A 17140-nucleotide genomic window follows, 5' to 3' on the forward strand; every position below is an offset into this window, starting at 1 on the left:
GGGTCTCGGTCGATAACCCCGACATCGTGCCACGATCAAACGCTGGCGCCAACGCGCATGGTTCAAACCGTTGATTCAGCGCAGAAAGTCTGGAGATCGCGGCGTGGCCATTCGCGAGCAGGCTCGCTCCCACATTGGAATGCGCATCCCCTGTGGGAGCGAGCCTGCTCGCGAAGGCGTCCGCCCCGTCACTACGGCAATTTCAGGCTGTCGCTTCAACTGTGCCAATAAAGTTCGCCAGTTCCGCCGTCTGCGGATTGGCAAACAACACCTTCGGATCCCCCACCTCATGCACTTTGCCATGGTGCATGAACACCAATTTATCCCCGACTTCGCGGGCAAAACGCATTTCGTGGGTGACCATGATCAGCGTCATGCCTTCCTTGGCCAATTGCCGCACCACGCTGAGCACTTCATTGACCAGTTCCGGGTCGAGCGCCGAGGTGATCTCGTCGCAGAGTAAAACCTTCGGCGACATCGCCAGCGCTCGGGCAATCGCCACGCGCTGCTGTTGACCACCGGACAACCGATCCGGGAACGCATCAAACTTTTCCCCCAGGCCTACGCGTTCGAGCATCTTGCGCGCCAGCTCCGCCGCCTTGGCTTTCGGCACTTTCTGCACCACTTGCGGCGCGAGCATCACGTTTTCGCCCACGGTCAGGTGCGGGAACAGGTTGAACTGCTGGAACACCATGCCGACCTTCTGCCGCAGACTGCGCAAGTCGGCGCGGGCGGCATCAAGGTATTCGCCGTCGACTTCGATCACGCCGTCGTTGATCGACTCCAGACCATTGAGAGTACGCAGCAGGGTCGATTTGCCCGAACCGCTGCGCCCGATGATTGCCACGACCTGGCCTTCCTCGACACTGAGATCGATGCCTTTAAGCACGTGGTGATCGCCGTAGTATTTATGCAGGGCGGAAATTCTAAGCAGAGGCATGCAGTCTCCTTTCCAGGTAGCGCGCACTGAGGGACAAGGGGTAGCAGAGCAGGAAATAGCCGAGGGCGACGAGGCCGTAGACCATGAACGGTTCAAACGTGGCGTTGGCGAGCATGCCGCCGGTCTTGGTCAGCTCGGTGAAGCCGATGATCGAGGTCACGGCGGTGCCTTTGACCACTTGCACCGAGAAGCCCACGGTTGGCGCCACGGCGATGCGCAGGGCCTGCGGCAGGATCACGTAGCGCAATTGCTCCAAAGGATTGAGCGCCAGGCTCGACGAAGCTTCCCACTGACCGTTGGGTATCGCCTCGACGCAGCCGCGCCAGATCTCCGCCAGATAAGCGCTGGTGAACAGCGTCAGGGCAATCGCTGCGGCCATCCACGGCGAGATTTCGATTCCGGCCAACGCCACGCCGAAGAACACCAGAAACAACTGCATCAACAGCGGCGTGCCTTGGAACAGCTCGATCCAGGTGCGGGCGATGTTGCTCGACAGAGGGTTTTTCGAAATGCGCATGATCAGGATCAGCAGCCCGACGAGCCCGCCGCCGATAAATGCCACCAGCGATAGTGCCAGTGTCCATTGCAGGCCGATCAGCAGGTTGCGCAGGATGTCCCAGAACGTGAAGTCGCTCATTGGCTGCTCCTGGACATGTAGCGGCGCCCGAACCAGTTGAGCAGTTGGCGGATCAGCAGCGCCATGCACAGGTAGATCAGCGTGGTCAGCGCGTAGGTTTCAAAGGCGCGGAAGTTGCGCGACTGAATGAAGTTGGCGGCAAAGCTCAACTCTTCGGTGGCAATTTGCGAGCACACCGCCGAGCCGAGCATGACGATGATGATCTGGCTGCTCAGGGCCGGCCAGACCTTGCCCAGTGCCGGCAGCAACACCACGTGGCGGAACGCCTCGAAGCGACTCATCGCCAGCGCCGCAGCGGCCTCCAGTTGCCCTTTTGGAATCGCCTGAATGCCGGCGCGGATGATCTCGGTCGAATACGCGCCGAGATTGATCACCATCGCCAGCACCGCCGCCTGCCACTCGGAAATCTGCACGCCAAGCGACGGCAGACCGAAGAAGATGAAGAACAACTGCACCAGAAACGGTGTGTTGCGGATCAACTCGACGTAGACGCCGAAGATCGCCGAGAACGGACGGATGTTCCACGCCCGCACTAACGCCCCGACGATCCCCACGCCCACCCCGAGCACCGCGCCGATGGCTGTCAGCTCAAGGGTGAACAGCGCCCCGCGCAACAGCAGGTCGGTGTTCTGCACCACCGGCATGAAATCGAACTGATAAGCCATGAAGGTCTCCCGCGCAGTCGATCAGAGATCGGCCGGCAGCGGCTCTTTCAGCCAGGTCTGCGAGTTCTTTTCCAGTGCGCCGTCAGCCTTGGCGGTGGTCAGGATGTCGTTGACCTTGGCCAGCAGCGCCGCTTCGTTCTTGTTCACGCCGACGTAGACTGGCGAATCCTTGAGCTTCACTTTCAGCGCCGGCACACGCTTCGGGTTCTTCTCGCTGATCGCAACCATGACCACGTTGCCGCTGGCGATCAGGTCAACCTGGCCGGCGAGATAGGCGGCAATGGTCGAGTTGTTGTCTTCGAAGCGCTTGATGGTCACGCCTTCGGGGGCGACTTTGCTCAGCTCGATGTCTTCGATGGCGCCACGGGTGACGCTGATGGTTTTGCCCTTGAGGTCATCAAGGCTTGTGATCGCCGCGTCAGGCGGGCCGAACACAGCCAGATAGAAAGGCGCGTAGGCGCGGGAGAAGTCGATGACCTTCTCGCGCTCGGGGTTTTTGCCGAGGCTGGAAATCACCAGGTCGACCTTGCCGGTGGTCAGGAACGGGATGCGGTTGGTGCTGTTGACCGGGGTCAGTTCGAGTTTGACCTTCAATTGATCAGCCAGCAGTTTCGCCGTATCGATGTCCAGGCCACGGGGCTTCATGTCCGGGCCGACCGAGCCGAACGGCGGGAAGTCCTGAGGCACGGCGACTTTCAGCGTGCCGCGTTTGACCACGTCGTCCAGACCGTCGGCGTGGGCGGGGGCCTGGCACAACAGCAGGCCGGCAAACAGGGAAGCGAGGAGGGCGCTGTAACGCTGGGTCATGGACAATCTCCGGATCGGCGGGAAGTGATTTCTGCGATCGGACAGAGCATGGGCCGTGCCAATACCCGGGTTTTGCCTCGGCAGGCCGCGGTTTCAGTGGTTTTGTTCGGTCTTACTGGTCTGAACAGTCAGGTTGTTTTTCGCACTGCGATGGCGCATCGCAAGGGAACATCGAACCCCGCTGGGGCACGACTTGCCGGACTCGGCGAATAGCTTTACAACTAGGCGCACATTGGCCTGGCGCGTCTGAAAAAACATGAATTCGATTTCCCGCGCGGTACCCGAAGTGGCACTGCAAGCGATCCGCAAACTGATCACCGAACAGGGTTTCGGCGCGGGCGATGCCTTGCCGTCGCAACGGGATCTGGCGTTGCAGCTGGGCGTCAGCCGGGCTTCATTGCGTGAAGCGCTGTCGTCGCTGAGTGCGCTTGGGGTGGTCAGCATTCAGCCGGGCAAGGGTGTTTTCGTGCAGTCGCCTGTGGAGTTGTCGCGCGGCGATCAGGCTCTGGGCTGGCCGTTCGCGGCACAGGCGTCGCCACTGGATATCTTTCAGTTGCGCTATGCGCTGGAGGGCTTTGCGGCGGGGCTGGCGGCGGTCACGTTGAGCACGTTCGATCTGGATGCGCTGGAAGACAACGTCGCGGCGATGCGCGAGCAACTGAAGACCGGCGACTTCGAGGCGGCGGCGAAGCTGGACTTCGACTTCCACCGGCGAATCCTGCTGGCCAGCGGCAATCAGGCGATGCTGAGCATCCTCACCGCCAGTGCCGAGATCTTTCTCGAGAGCCAGAAACTACCGTTCATCCGTGCCGAGCGGGCCATGGAAACCTGGCAGGAACACCGCAAGATCCTCCGTGCGCTGGCTCGCCGCGCTTCGGGTGCCGCGCAAAAAGCCATGCAGGAGCATGTGCGCAACGCCGCGCTGCGCACCGGGATTGCCTTCATCGCCCCCGCCACGGCGTGACTTGAGCTATACCCAGACTCATGGGGCACCATAGCAAGACTCAATCATCTGCAGCTTCCTGAACCGGGGCAGGGCGGATATGATGGGCCACGTTTTTTTGCTTACAACCTGGAGAATTCCATGAGCAGCGATCTTATCAAACACGTTAGCGACGCTAGCTTCGAAGCCGACGTACTCAAGGCCGAAGGCGCTGTACTGGTCGACTACTGGGCTGAATGGTGCGGCCCTTGCAAAATGATCGCTCCGGTTCTGGACGAGATTGCCGAGACCTACAAAGGCAAGCTGACCGTTGCCAAACTGAACATCGACGAGAACCAGGAAACCCCGGCCAAGCACGGCGTGCGTGGTATTCCGACGCTGATGCTGTTCAAGAACGGCAACGTTGAAGCGACCAAAGTCGGCGCGCTGTCGAAGTCGCAACTGGCTGCTTTCCTCGACGCCAACATCTAAGCGTCGCAGTAAAGTGCCTGAAAAAAAGCCCCGCAATTAGCGGGGCTTTTTGCGTATTCAGGGCTAGACGCTCCGAAACTCAGGTGGTACATTCGGCCCCGCACTGGTTTCTCCATTGCCCCCTGCTAGCCGTCGCCGACGCACTCCTTTTCGAATTAGTTCGCGATCCTGTCGCCTTCTCCGCGGCGCGGCCTCATTAAGCCAAAAGCTTAATTTCCCCCCCTCCATAAATGATTACGTCATTCCTATATGAATCTGACTGAACTCAAGCAAAAGCCGATTACCGAACTGCTCGAATTGGCCGAACAGATGGGCATAGAAAATATGGCCCGTTCGCGCAAGCAGGACGTGATTTTCTCCCTGCTCAAAAAGCACGCCAAAAGCGGCGAGGAAATCTCCGGTGATGGCGTGCTGGAGATTCTCCAGGACGGCTTCGGCTTCCTGCGCTCCGCTGACGCTTCCTACCTGGCCGGCCCGGACGATATCTACGTCTCGCCAAGCCAGATCCGCCGTTTCAACTTGCGCACCGGTGACACCATCGTTGGCAAGATCCGCCCTCCAAAGGAAGGCGAGCGGTATTTCGCCCTGCTCAAGGTCGACACGATCAACTTCGATCGTCCTGAGAACGCGAAAAACAAGATTCTCTTCGAGAACCTGACCCCGCTGTTCCCGACTGTGCGCATGAAGATGGAAGCCGGTAACGGTTCCACCGAAGACTTGACCGGTCGTGTGATCGACCTGTGCGCCCCGATCGGCAAAGGCCAGCGTGGTCTGATCGTTGCTCCGCCGAAAGCCGGTAAAACGATCATGCTGCAAAACATCGCAGCGAACATCGCCCGTAACAACCCTGAAGTTCACCTGATCGTATTGCTGATCGACGAACGTCCGGAAGAAGTGACCGAAATGCAGCGCACCGTGCGCGGCGAAGTGGTTGCCTCGACCTTCGACGAGCCGCCGACCCGTCACGTCCAGGTGGCCGAAATGGTGATCGAGAAGGCCAAGCGCCTGGTCGAACACAAGAAAGACGTGGTGATCCTGCTCGACTCCATCACCCGTCTGGCCCGTGCCTACAACACCGTGATCCCGAGCTCCGGCAAGGTGCTGACCGGTGGTGTTGACGCCCACGCCCTGGAGAAACCAAAGCGTTTCTTCGGTGCTGCGCGCAACATCGAAGAGGGCGGCTCGCTGACCATTATCGCCACCGCGCTGGTTGAAACCGGCTCGAAAATGGACGAAGTGATCTACGAAGAGTTCAAGGGTACCGGCAACATGGAGCTGCCTCTGGATCGCAAGATCGCCGAGAAGCGTGTGTTCCCGGCCATCAACATCAACCGTTCCGGCACCCGCCGCGAAGAGTTGCTGACTGCCGACGACGAACTGCAGCGTATGTGGATTCTGCGCAAGCTGCTGCACCCGATGGACGAAGTTGCCGCCATCGAGTTCCTGATCGACAAGCTGAAAACGACCAAGACCAACGACGAGTTCTTCCTGTCGATGAAACGCAAGTAACATCGCCAGTTGAGCTCAGAGAAATGGCGTCCCGTCAGGGGCGCCATTTTTTTTGCCGGTTTTTCGTGCGAAGAATGGGAGATTCGCGATCTGGTAAGGTCTGTGAGTTGGCAAAACAACAGGCAGCGTTCGTGAGCCTCGCATCAAACGCGGCGACGCTGTACAAAAAACAACCTAATGATTTGGCACTAACGATTTATGAGCACACTTGCTTATCGAAGGGATATCGACGGCTTGCGAGCAGTCGCGGTCATTGCCGTGGTGCTGTTCCACTTCGGTGTCCCGGGGTTCACCGGCGGTTTTGTCGGCGTGGACGTGTTCTTCGTGATCTCCGGCTACCTCATCACTTCGATCATCTGGAACCAGCGTCAGGCCGGCCGTTTCAGTTTCGTCGAGTTCTGGGCGCGGCGTGCACGGCGAATTCTGCCGGCGCTGTTTGTGATGATCATCGCGGTGCTGGCGGTGGGCTGGTTCCTGCTGGCACCGAAGGATTACGAAGAGCTCGGCCGCTCGGTGCGCTACCAGGTGCTGTTCGTCTCGAACATCCTGTTCATGCGCCAGGACGGCTATTTTGACGTCGCGTCTGATCTTAAACCGATGTTGCATACCTGGTCGCTGGCGGTTGAAGAGCAGTTCTACATCATCTTCCCGTTGCTGCTGACATTGTTGTCGAGCCGCCTGAAACACTGGCGGATGGCGCTGTTCGGCGTCTTGCTGGTGTCTTTCGGTCTGAGCGTGTGGGCAGTCAGTCACCACCCGGAAAAAGCATTCTTCCTGCTGCCAATGCGTGCCTGGGAGTTACTGGCCGGCGCGATGTTGGCGGTCGCGCCCAAGCAGGCCTGGCGCTTGAAGCCGATGGCCGCGCAACTGCTCAGCCTGCTCGGCATGGGAATGATCCTGCTCGCGGTGTTCGGCTACAACAAATCCACGCCATTCCCCGGTGCGGCGGCGCTGCTGCCGGTGCTCGGTGTGGTGTTGCTGATTTTCGCCAACGGCCATCGCGAGACCGTTGTTGGTCAATTTTTGAGCAGTCGGCTCATGGTCGGTTTCGGCCTGATCTCTTATTCGTGGTACCTGTGGCACTGGCCAGTGTTCGTGTTTTCCAGCTACGCCCGCGTCGAAGAGCCGAGTGCGCTCGACAGTGCCGGGCTGATTCTGCTGACGCTGGTGCTGGGTTATCTGTCGTGGAAATTCGTCGAAACGCCGTTGCGCGAGCGTCGTCTGCTCGCCGGTCGTCGGCCGATTTTGCTGGCCGGGGCCTTGGGTGTGCTGGTGCTGGCGCTGGCCGGACAAACCCTGCGCTGGACCGATGGCTTGCCGTGGCGCTTGTCCGATCAGGCACTGCAATACGCCAAGGGCCGCGAGTGGCGTCCCGAGCTGATGGCATGTCTGGCCGATGACAAGACACCGGACGACAAACTGTTCTGCCATTACGGCGTGGAAAAAATGCCCCGCCAGGCAATGGTCTGGGGTGACAGCCACGCTACAGCATTGATCCCGGTGTTCGATGACGGTGCCAAAGCCCACGGCGTCAGCGTGATCCTCGCCAGTTCTCCCGGTTGCATACCGGTCGAAGGTCTGGAACATGATGCGCGCTGTGCACGCTTCAATCGGCGGGTCGAGGCGGGTCTTGGCGAGCAATCGGTCAGCGATGTGGTGCTGGTCGCGCGCTGGAGTTTGTACCTGTATGGCGACGTCAAAGGTGATCTGGGCCATGTATTGAGAACGCCAGACGGGCAATACGACCGTGCTGCCGCCGAACAGCGTCTTGCCGAGGGCTTGCGCGCCCGTGTTGCGCAACTGCGTGCCGGCGGGCATCGCGTGTGGTTGGTGAAAGAGGTGCCGCTGCAAACCTTTAGTCCGCCGTATCGCCTGACGCGTCTGGCGATGCTTGACCGTCCGGTCGACGATGTCGGATTGGCGGTCGCCGAACACCACAAGCGTCAGGTCTTCATTAGCCAGTTGCTCGCGCAATTGGCCAAAGACCCGGCGGTGCGGGTAGTCGATCCGGCGCCGAAACTCTGTGATGAAAACGGTTTTTGCCGCGCTGAACTGGGCGGCTACTCGCTCTACACGGACGACAATCACCTCTCGGAAGTCGGTGCGCGTTTTGTGGCGCCGATCCTCGAACTCCTGTTTATTGGTCTGCAAGACCGGCAAAACTCTGGGAAAGGCCAGACGAATGCAGCCAAGTAAGCCGCGACGTGCTGCCACAGGCCTGCATAGCAGGTAGGATGTACGCCTATTTTGAGGGTGCCATCGTCAATGAAATTCAAGGATCTTCGGGATTTCGTGCAGCAGCTTGAGCAGCGCGGAGAGTTGAAACGCATCCAGATTCCCGTCTCGCCGGTGCTGGAGATGACCGAGGTGTGCGACCGCACGCTGCGGGCCAAGGGCCCCGCGCTGCTGTTCGAGAAGCCGACCGGCTACGACATCCCGGTGCTCGGTAACCTGTTCGGCACCCCTGAGCGGGTGGCGATGGGCATGGGCGCCGAGTCGGTCAGCGAACTGCGCGAAATCGGCAAGCTGCTGGCCTTCCTCAAGGAGCCGGAGCCGCCGAAGGGCTTGAAAGACGCGTGGTCGAAGCTGCCGATCTTCCGCAAGATCATCTCGATGGCGCCGAAAGTCGTCAAAGACGCGGTGTGCCAGGAAGTGGTCATCGAAGGCGACGACGTCGACCTGGCCATGCTGCCCGTGCAGACCTGCTGGCCCGGCGACGTCGGCCCGCTGATCACCTGGGGCCTGACCGTCACCAAAGGCCCGAACAAGGACCGCCAGAACCTCGGTATCTACCGCCAGCAAGTGATCGGCCGCAACAAGGTGATCATGCGCTGGCTTAGCCACCGTGGCGGCGCGCTCGACTTCCGTGAGTGGTGCGAGAAGCACCCGGGTCAACCGTTCCCTGTTTCTGTAGCCCTCGGCGCCGACCCGGCGACCATCCTCGGCGCCGTAACGCCAGTCCCGGACAGCCTCTCCGAATACGCTTTCGCCGGTCTCTTGCGCGGTAACCGCACCGAACTGGTGAAGTGCCGCGGCAACGACCTGCAAGTGCCGGCCACCGCCGAGATCATCCTCGAAGGCGTAATCCATCCGGGCGAAATGGCCGATGAAGGCCCGTACGGCGACCACACCGGTTACTACAACGAAGTCGACAGCTTCCCGGTGTTCACCGTCGAGCGCATCACCCATCGGATCAAACCGATCTACCACAGCACCTACACCGGCCGTCCGCCGGATGAGCCGGCGATCCTCGGCGTGGCGCTGAACGAAGTGTTCGTGCCGATTCTGCAGAAGCAGTTCCCGGAGATCACCGACTTCTACCTGCCGCCGGAAGGCTGCTCGTATCGCATGGCCATCGTGACCATGAAAAAGTCGTATCCGGGGCACGCCAAGCGCGTGATGCTGGGTGTCTGGTCGTTTTTGCGACAGTTCATGTACACCAAGTTCGTTATCGTCTGTGACGACGATATCAACGCCCGCGACTGGAACGACGTGATCTGGGCCATCACCACGCGCATGGACCCCAAGCGCGACACGGTGATGATCGATAACACGCCGATCGACTACCTCGACTTCGCCTCGCCGGTCTCCGGCCTGGGGTCGAAAATGGGCCTGGATGCCACCCACAAGTGGCCGGGCGAAACCACTCGCGAGTGGGGCCGCGTGATCGTCAAGGACGACGCCGTCACCCAGCGGATCGATGCCATCTGGAATCAGTTAGGAATAGATTGATGCGTGTAACCCTGCAGCCCTCCGGAGCGGTGCTCGAGATACAGCCCGGTGAGCGGATTCTCGATGGTGCGCGGCGCCTGGGCTACGACTGCCCGCAAAGCTGCCGCAATGGCAACTGCCACGTGTGTGCGGCGTTGCTGGTGGAAGGCCGGGTTGAGCAGGCCGGCACGGTGCGCGACCACGGCGAGTTCTACACTTGCATAGCCGAGCCGCTGGAAGACTGCATCCTGCTGTGGGATGGCGTGCTCGCGTTGGGAGAACTGCCGGTGCGCAGCCTGTCGTGTCAGGTCATCGAATGCCGGGACGTCGGCGGCGACACCTGGCGTGTGCGTTTGCGTGCTCCGGCTGGCAAGCCGCCGCGCTATCACGCCGGGCAGTATTTGATGATCGAACGCGAGAGCGGCGAAAAATCGGCGTTCTCCATGGCCTCGGCCCCGCACGGTGGGCGTGACCTGGAAATCCATGTTTTGGCGCGCGAAGCCAGTGCGTTGAGCCTGATCGAACAGCTGCAACGCAACGCGATGGTGCGCGTCGAACTGCCGTTCGGCGACACCCACCTTGCCGAATTGCCTGACGGACCGCTGGTGCTGATCGCCGCCGGCACCGGTATGGGCCAGATTCACAGCCTGATCGAGCATTGCCGTGCCAACGGCTTCAAACACCCGGTGCATCTGTATTGGGGGGTGCGCCGTCCCGAAGATTTCTATGACATCGAACACTGGGACGAATGGTTGAAACTGCCCAATCTGTTCCTGCACAAAGTCGTCAGCGACCAATGCGGCTGGGAAGGGCGTTGCGGGATGCTGCACGAGGCGGTCTGCGAAGACTTCCCTGATCTCAAGCCCCTGCATGTCTACGCCAGCGGTTCACCGGCCATGGTCTACGGCACGCTGGACGCGCTGGTGGAATCGGGGATGGATGCTCATCAAATGCGGGCGGATGTATTCGCTTACGCCCCCCGTTCCTGAATTCGTTATAACTCTCTATATAGCCGATCGGTATTTATGTAACGGCATAAATATCGGTAGGTTATATATCCAGCAGGCAATTAAATTAAGAACTGTGCCATGGCACTTAAATTGCCTTAAAACATATGTGCCTTATTGTTACAGCGGTGCGTTCTATTAAGTAATTCTTTACCCGCGGGGAGCTGAACGCTATTCGCCATGAGCGCCATTGAAAACGCTTTTCTGAATTTGAATTACCCTCCGCGGCTCGATCTTGGGCCGCAGCTGACGCACGAACAACTTCTCGCCTCCATGCAATCGACCATGGCGCGCCACAAGGGCGGGCCGGTGTGGCTGTTTGCCTACGGTTCGTTGATCTGGCGCCCGGAATGCTCGGCGGTGGAGCGAGTACGTGGACGTGTGCATGGCTACCATCGCGGTTTGTACCTGTGGTCGCACGAGCACCGGGGTACGCCGGAATTGCCGGGGCTGGTGTTTGGTCTGGATCGTGGCGGTTCGTGCAGCGGCTTCGCCTACCGGTTACCGGAAGACAATCTCGATAGCGCGCTGTATGCCCTGTGGAAACGCGAGATGCCGGTGCCGTCGTATCGGCCGCACTGGCTCAACTGCCGGCTTGAAGATGGCACTCAGGTGCAGGCGTTGGGATTTGTTCTGGAGCGACACCTGCCCAGCTATGCCGGCAACCTGCCGGATCATGTGCTGAGCCAGGTGTTCGAAAGCGCCTGCGGGCGTTACGGCACCACTCGCGATTATGTCGAGCAGACCGCCCACGCCCTGCGTAGCCACGCCATGCCAGATCGAAATCTGGAGGCGCGGCTCAAGCGCTGCCAATCAAAAGCCGATCAGGCGATGGCTTCGCGGCTCTGACTGATGGCTTTCTTGTGCCACAAGGTGGGAGCCAGGCAAACCATTGCCATGATGCAGCCGCCCACCAGCAGCACGAAACCACCGTCCCAACCGAAATGGTCCACGGTGTAGCCCATCGCTGCACTGGCTGCGACCGAACCACCCAGATAACCAAACAGACCGGTGAAACCTGCCGCAGTGCCGGCGGCTTTCTTCGGAGCCAGTTCCAGCGCCTGCAAGCCGGTCAGCATGACCGGCCCATAGATCAGAAAGCCGATGGAAAACAGCGCGATCATGTCGATGGTCGGGTTGCCAGGCGGGTTGAGCCAGTAGACCAGCGTCGCCACGGTGACAAGCGCCATGAACACCATGCCGGTCAGGCCACGGTTGCCACGGAAGAGCTTGTCCGACATCCAGCCGCACAGCAGCGTGCCTGGAATACCGGCCCACTCGTAGAAGAAGTACGCCCACGACGTGGTGTCCACGGTGAAGTGTTTAGCTTCTTTCAGATACGTCGGAGCCCAGTCCAGTACGCCATAACGCAGCAGGTAGACGAAGACGTTCGCCATGGCGACGTACCAGAGCATTTTGTTGCGCAGCACGTACTTGACGAAAATCTCCTTGGCGCTGAATTCGTCTTCGTGGCTGGCGTCGTAGCCTTCCGGGTAATCATTCTTGTATTGCTCGATCGGTGGCAGACCAACCGACTGCGGGGTGTCGCGCATGGTGATGAAAGCAAACGCCGCCACACCCAAAGCCACTGCCGCGGGCACGTAGAAGGCCGCGTGCCAATCGTTGAACAGCCCCATACCGAGCAGGAACAACGGGCCGATCAGGCCGCCGCCAACGTTATGCGCCACGTTCCACACCGACACCACGCCGCCACGTTCCTTCTGCGACCACCAGTGCACCATGGTCCGGCCGCTTGGCGGCCAGCCCATGCCCTGAGCCCAGCCGTTGATGAACAGCAGGATGAACATCATCGTCACGCTGGACGTCGCCCACGGCGCGAAGCCGAAAACGAACATCACGCCCGCTGAAATCAGCAAGCCGAACGGCAAGAAGTAACGCGGGTTGGATCGATCGGACACCAGGCCCATCAAGAACTTCGACAAACCATAAGCGATCGCGATTGCCGACATTGCCAGGCCCAACTGACCGCGGGTATATCCCTCGTCGATCAGATACGGCATGGCCAGGGAGAAGTTTTTGCGCAGCAGGTAGTAACCCGCGTAGCCAAAGAAGATACCGGCGAAGATCTGCCAACGCAGGCGCCGATAAGTGCTGTCTATTTTTTCTTCAGGCAATGGAGCCTGATGTGTGGCAGGACGAAAGAAAGCAAACATTCAAGAGCTCCAAATTTCTTGTTTTGACTGCGGATGCGAATGTTACAGTTTCGTTACCGAAAATAGCACCGGTTCTCATCGGCCAAATAGCGGAAAATGTTGGAATTCGCGTGTTCTTTTACGAACCTGTCGCTCAGCTGTAAGAACAGGGCGTTTTCAACACTTATGAACAGGGGGTGACTTAGACTCGCGGCCACTAGTCCAGACTGATTGCGCAGAGTTGAATGATGACCCTGAAAGTTCGCAGGTTGGTGCCCAGATTGGTGGTGGCGATCGTATTGACCGTTTCAGTGATGGCGCTGAGTGTTGCGCAGAGCAATACCGGGCAGGGATTGCGCAATGTCACCGTGCTGATCATTCGCCACGCGGAAAAGCCTGATGTCGGTAGAGAGCTCAACGCCCGCGGAGAGCAGCGTGCCGTGGCCTACGCCGATTATTTCGACCCGTTGAAGCTGGCGGGCCAGACACTCACTCCCCAGCGCCTGATTGCCGCTGGCGACAGCCCTGAGAGTGTTCGTTCGCGGTTGACCCTGACCCCGCTGGCCGAGCGTCTGCGCTTGCCCATCGAGCAGCCCTACGACAATGGCGACTTCCAGCAAGTCGTCAAAACACTGCGCAGGAGCAATCAGGCGCAAACGGTGCTGATCGCCTGGCACCACAGTCACATCAACAAGCTGATCACGGCGTTCGGTGGCGATGGCCCAGCGCTCACCGGCCAGCAGAAGTGGCCGGATAACGTCTATGACTGGCTCATCGTGCTGCGTTTCGATGGCAAGGGGCGACTGATCCAGTCGCACAGTCAGAAGGTTCAGGAGCACCTGCTGCCGGGTGATGTGGCCGACACCAGCGGTGGCTAAGAGTCCGTCAGAAAAGTTACCTCTGGACATTCGCCCAGTGCTTTTGACTGGTTTCCGTCTCGGTTTGGGAAATGTCCTGCATCCAAAGGCGAAGCGGCGCCATTCAGTTCAAAGCCATTGTTCCGTAACCTTTGTGCTGTTGCCGGGAAGGGCGAATCACTAAGGAAGGGGGGATCATGCGCTGGTTTTTTGCTTGGCTTTTGTTGGTGTTCGTAGGTTCTACGCTGGCCTCCGAGAAGTTTTTGATCCCGGAAAACAATCCCAAACCTGTCTATCCTCGAATGCTGCAACGGGCGGGCATCACGGGGGAGGTGAAGGTCAGTTTTATCGCCAGGGCGGATGGCTCGGTCAGCGACATCAGAATTCGGGAAAGCACTCACCCTGACTTGGCCGAAGCGGTTCGAGTCGCGATAGCGCAGTGGCGGTTCAAACCTTGGGTGGTTGAAGGGGATAAACCTGAAGAGCAGGAAATCGTCGCGCCAATGATTTTTCGCCTCGAAGACCACCCGCTTCATCAACCAATGGCTGAAAACAGTTAAATGCCGGGCCGTTAACGAAAACCTTCGAAATATGAGTGAGTTCGATTGGGTCGACTCAAGCGTATTTGCGTATACGCGGGCCTATCTTTCAAATTCACTCACCAGGCATCAATTATCGGATGAACAGCGTTTGGCGATGATTGCGAAGATTAACAGAAAAGTCCCGGCAATTGTCAGGAACTGCCGGGACAATCCGACACGTAAATATATGAGTTTTTTGCCCTTGGAGATTCGGGAGTTGCTTTGATCTGAAACTAAACAGCGCCACAGTTTGTGACGCTGTTTCATTGTATTACTCTGGTTTAAAGCCAGGTTTACCGTTTGCTTTGCGCCATTCTTTAATTTCTTCGAGCGCCCCTTCTGGACTATCTTCGCGCCCTATTGGACGAGTTAAAACAAGCCGTTTCCTTGGATGTTCTGTTACTTTCTCAAAATGCCGCATCCGCTTAGAGGAGTATTCGCTATAGGCTTCGCCCGAAAGACCACTGTCATTCTCGAAAAAACCTTTTAAAAAAGTTAAGAATTCTGCCTCTGTGTAATCCTCTAACCTGTCTTTTAGATTCATTGTTGAGTGCCTTTTTTATGCAGTTCTATATGGGCCTTTGGCGTTAGGATACTCAGGTTTTCCAGATCGTATACATCTCCGCCATCAGCGATTCGTTGCTTGTGGTGTATTTCAATTTTCTCTCTGCCGCCAACGGTGTCCAAAGGCTCCGCATAAGGTGCTGCGCCATTGGCCATCTGCTCTAAATCGACCTTACCAAACTGCCGCCGTAGCGATCCATCCACAGCTACCGCTTTCCAGAAACTTTCCCTGAATCTATCAAAGTTTCTGAAATCCTGACCACGCAACTGATCCGCAATCTGTGCAGGAACCGGCGAGCCACTTGGTTGTGTCGCGCTACCCAACCAATTTTCGCCAACCACCTGCCCTGTGCCTGCCACCGTACCCGGTTCATAACGCGGGCCGCCGCGAGTGGCCATCATGTAGATGGATTCGATCCCCGACTCTATCGGAAACTCCAGGATGTAATCATCAGGATTGTCAAAGTCGCAGGAGGGGTGTTCGTCTACTCGCCCCTCGATTAGTGTGACTCTCGCTCCGGGATAAATTCGGATACCGGGGTCGGTAGCCGGCAGGTCGGTGCTGTTCAATAATTCACCACCTGGCGGTGAATCAGGAGTCCAGGTCAGCGTAATCGGGATCAAGCCTTCGGTAGTGAACGTGTAAAGTTTTGTTTGGGGGTCAAAACGGGCTTGCCTGACCATCACGCCAAAGCTGTTTTTGGGCGACTCAAGATAAAGTCGTGTGTGTCCTTCTCGGGCGGATGCCACTACGCGGTGCCGCAGCCAGTAGAGGAGAACAGGTGTTCGAGATGGGGAGTATTTACGCTCTGGGTAAAACTGAGACAGCGGTATCGTGACTACCACGGGATTGCGCTGTAGCTCGCCGTTTCCAAGTGTCGGAGTGTAGAAAATTGAAGCTAGAAAGACGCCGATTGGCCCACTGGTGAGGGTTGTGCGAAGGTCATTCAGGGAACCGAGTGCTTTAGCGAGTGAGAAAGGTGAGTCTTCATACCCGGAAATCAAGCCGTCTGCGGTGACGACAAGTGGTCGAACGGCAGTAATTGTGCCGTCAATCAAGGGTATTTGTACTTTATCAATTTTGTATTTCTGGCGAGTTAACGCCTTGATTTCGTCTTGAGCATTATTCAATACGCTCCAACGCTTTTCGCTTCCCGCAGTTTTGTAGCCGCCACCGACCTCTCTTTCCGCTTTGGACACTGCGAGGTATCCGGCATAGAGCGCTTGATAGTGGTCTTTTATCCAACGCAGTTTCTCATCGATACCCTCTGGTTGGTTCTGAGAGAATTGACGCAGCTTCGAATCAAACTCGGTGGCAACGATCGAAGCTACGATCTGTTTTCTTCTCCGCTTGGCTTGTTGTGCTGCTTTACGTTGCCTGGCTTCCTTTTGTCTCGCTTCCCACAGTGCGTCTTCTCTAGCATCCCGTTCAGCTTGCGCGATCTGTGCTGCGACCTTGGCCGCATGCTCGGCTTCGGCCTTTGCTTGCGCAATCTGCGCCGCGACTTTCGCCACATGCTCAGCTTCAGCCTTTGCTCTCGCAGCCTGAGCTTCCTGCTGAGCTGCAATCTGTGCTTGTCGCTGAGCCTCTTGCTGCGCCGCAACACGCGCCCGCTCCTGAGCTTGCAGACTCACGAGATTGGCATCGAGGCTGTTGGATCTGTGGTTCAAAATCTGGATAGCAGTCGTGAGCAGTCGAGCCTTATAAGCCGCTTGGACAGAGTTTGCGTATGTTTTTAATTGGTGGGCTGCCGATTTCTCAAATTGAGCTGGATCTTTTGCAAAGCGGCGTGTTGTAACGTTTATAAGTTCCTGGTGGTTTAACGTCAGCGGCTCACCCCCTGAAAAATTAGTGGCTTGTTGCTGGACTGCTAGCAGTTGTGCATATCTATTCTGGATGAAATGGGTGACGATGGCTTTGTCTCGATTTAACGTTTGAATCGTTTTTGCGATGCCTTCGTTTGAGTGCCCAGCAACTATCAGCTCTGATTTAATGTCCGTTTCGATAGTTTGTAATGTGTTTTTATATTTAGCGTCGAGGTGGTCGCGGACTTTGTCGTATTGAGTCGGTAATGCATTTATCATCATGCGTTTGAAAGTGTTCGCCATGGCGAGGTCCGCATTATCAATGGGGCGGAAAGTGCCTGTTTCTCGATATCCTCCTCCATTGCCAAACTCGGAATAAGTTTGTTTTTCATGCGGGTTCACTTCAGTGAGGGCTATTGGAAGAGGCTGGCCGGGGCGCCAGCTTTGATTGCTCATACAGTTACTCCTTGTGTCTGTATGTGCTCAAGC

Annotated in this window: 16 protein-coding genes; 9 read left to right on the forward strand and 7 right to left on the reverse strand. The window is 57.9% G+C overall.

Annotated features, from left to right (window positions below; all coding sequences use genetic code 11):
- Positions 1 to 202: 202 nt before the first annotated feature.
- From CKW18_RS00075 to CKW18_RS00090, 4 genes are read right to left on the reverse strand one after another with little or no spacing between them, the layout of a single operon-like run.
- Entirely contained in the window at positions 203 to 940 is a 738-nt protein-coding gene (locus CKW18_RS00075; RefSeq protein WP_095186877.1) for an amino acid ABC transporter ATP-binding protein, read from the reverse strand.
- Complete coding sequence (locus tag CKW18_RS00080) at positions 927 to 1577, reverse strand: amino acid ABC transporter permease (RefSeq protein WP_095186878.1); 651 nt, start codon at positions 1575 to 1577, stop codon at positions 927 to 929. Before CKW18_RS00080 ends, CKW18_RS00075 begins: the two co-directional genes overlap by 14 nt.
- Positions 1574 to 2242: an amino acid ABC transporter permease gene (locus CKW18_RS00085; protein WP_095186879.1), complete on the reverse strand. Its 669-nt coding sequence runs from the start codon at positions 2240 to 2242 to the stop codon at positions 1574 to 1576. The genes CKW18_RS00080 and CKW18_RS00085 overlap by 4 nt, the downstream gene beginning before the upstream one ends.
- A gap of 21 nt (positions 2243 to 2263) precedes the next feature.
- Positions 2264 to 3049: a transporter substrate-binding domain-containing protein gene (locus tag CKW18_RS00090; RefSeq protein WP_083353795.1), complete on the reverse strand. Its 786-nt coding sequence runs from the start codon at positions 3047 to 3049 to the stop codon at positions 2264 to 2266.
- 256 nt (positions 3050 to 3305) lie between these two features.
- Here CKW18_RS00090 and CKW18_RS00095 point away from each other — a divergent pair, with 256 nt between their 5' ends.
- From CKW18_RS00095 to CKW18_RS00125, 7 genes are all read left to right on the forward strand, one after another.
- A complete protein-coding gene (locus tag CKW18_RS00095) occupies positions 3306 to 4013 on the forward strand; it encodes a FadR/GntR family transcriptional regulator (protein WP_095186880.1) in 708 nt (235 codons plus the stop codon).
- Between the two features lie 120 nt (positions 4014 to 4133).
- A complete protein-coding gene (gene trxA, locus CKW18_RS00100; protein WP_003206727.1) occupies positions 4134 to 4463 on the forward strand; it encodes a thioredoxin TrxA in 330 nt (109 codons plus the stop codon).
- Positions 4464 to 4712: 249 nt separating this feature from the next.
- Positions 4713 to 5972 carry a transcription termination factor Rho gene (gene rho / locus CKW18_RS00105; RefSeq protein ID WP_042561678.1) on the forward strand — a complete coding sequence of 420 codons (1260 nt, stop codon included), beginning with the start codon at positions 4713 to 4715 and terminating at the stop codon, positions 5970 to 5972.
- 198 nt (positions 5973 to 6170) lie between these two features.
- On the forward strand, positions 6171 to 8168 hold the full coding sequence (locus CKW18_RS00110) for an acyltransferase family protein (RefSeq protein ID WP_095186881.1): 1998 nt from the start codon (positions 6171 to 6173) through the stop codon (positions 8166 to 8168).
- Between the two features lie 69 nt (positions 8169 to 8237).
- Positions 8238 to 9704 (forward strand): 4-hydroxy-3-polyprenylbenzoate decarboxylase, encoded by a 1467-nt coding sequence (gene ubiD / locus CKW18_RS00115; protein ID WP_095186882.1) that lies wholly within the window; start codon positions 8238 to 8240, stop codon positions 9702 to 9704.
- Positions 9704 to 10672 carry a CDP-6-deoxy-delta-3,4-glucoseen reductase gene (locus tag CKW18_RS00120; protein ID WP_095186883.1) on the forward strand — a complete coding sequence of 323 codons (969 nt, stop codon included), beginning with the start codon at positions 9704 to 9706 and terminating at the stop codon, positions 10670 to 10672. Before ubiD ends, CKW18_RS00120 begins: the two co-directional genes overlap by 1 nt.
- Positions 10673 to 10870: 198 nt before the next feature.
- Positions 10871 to 11539: a gamma-glutamylcyclotransferase gene (locus tag CKW18_RS00125; RefSeq protein ID WP_095186884.1), complete on the forward strand. Its 669-nt coding sequence runs from the start codon at positions 10871 to 10873 to the stop codon at positions 11537 to 11539.
- Here CKW18_RS00125 and glpT read toward each other — a convergent pair.
- Positions 11515 to 12864, reverse strand: a complete 1350-nt coding sequence (gene glpT / locus CKW18_RS00130; RefSeq protein WP_095186885.1) for a glycerol-3-phosphate transporter — start codon at positions 12862 to 12864, stop codon at positions 11515 to 11517. The genes CKW18_RS00125 and glpT overlap by 25 nt on opposite strands.
- A gap of 227 nt (positions 12865 to 13091) precedes the next feature.
- Here glpT and CKW18_RS00135 point away from each other — a divergent pair, with 227 nt between their 5' ends.
- Complete coding sequence (locus CKW18_RS00135) at positions 13092 to 13721, forward strand: flagellar basal body-associated protein FliL (protein WP_095186886.1); 630 nt, start codon at positions 13092 to 13094, stop codon at positions 13719 to 13721.
- Positions 13722 to 13897: 176 nt separating this feature from the next.
- The gene (locus CKW18_RS31350; protein ID WP_371857594.1) at positions 13898 to 14260 is read left to right on the forward strand and encodes an energy transducer TonB; all 363 of its coding nucleotides are present in this window, start codon (positions 13898 to 13900) and stop codon (positions 14258 to 14260) included.
- 292 nt (positions 14261 to 14552) lie between these two features.
- On the opposite strand, the gene CKW18_RS00145 is transcribed toward CKW18_RS31350, so the two are convergent.
- Together CKW18_RS00145 and CKW18_RS00150 are read right to left on the reverse strand one after the other, a co-directional pair.
- Positions 14553 to 14825, reverse strand: a complete 273-nt coding sequence (locus CKW18_RS00145; RefSeq protein WP_095186887.1) for a bacteriocin immunity protein — start codon at positions 14823 to 14825, stop codon at positions 14553 to 14555.
- Entirely contained in the window at positions 14822 to 17107 is a 2286-nt protein-coding gene (locus CKW18_RS00150) for an S-type pyocin domain-containing protein (protein ID WP_095186888.1), read from the reverse strand. Before CKW18_RS00150 ends, CKW18_RS00145 begins: the two co-directional genes overlap by 4 nt.
- Positions 17108 to 17140 lie beyond the last annotated feature (33 nt).

The organism is Pseudomonas sp. Irchel 3E19, assembly GCF_900187585.1.
Classification (GTDB): Bacteria; Pseudomonadota; Gammaproteobacteria; order Pseudomonadales; family Pseudomonadaceae; genus Aquipseudomonas; species Aquipseudomonas baetica.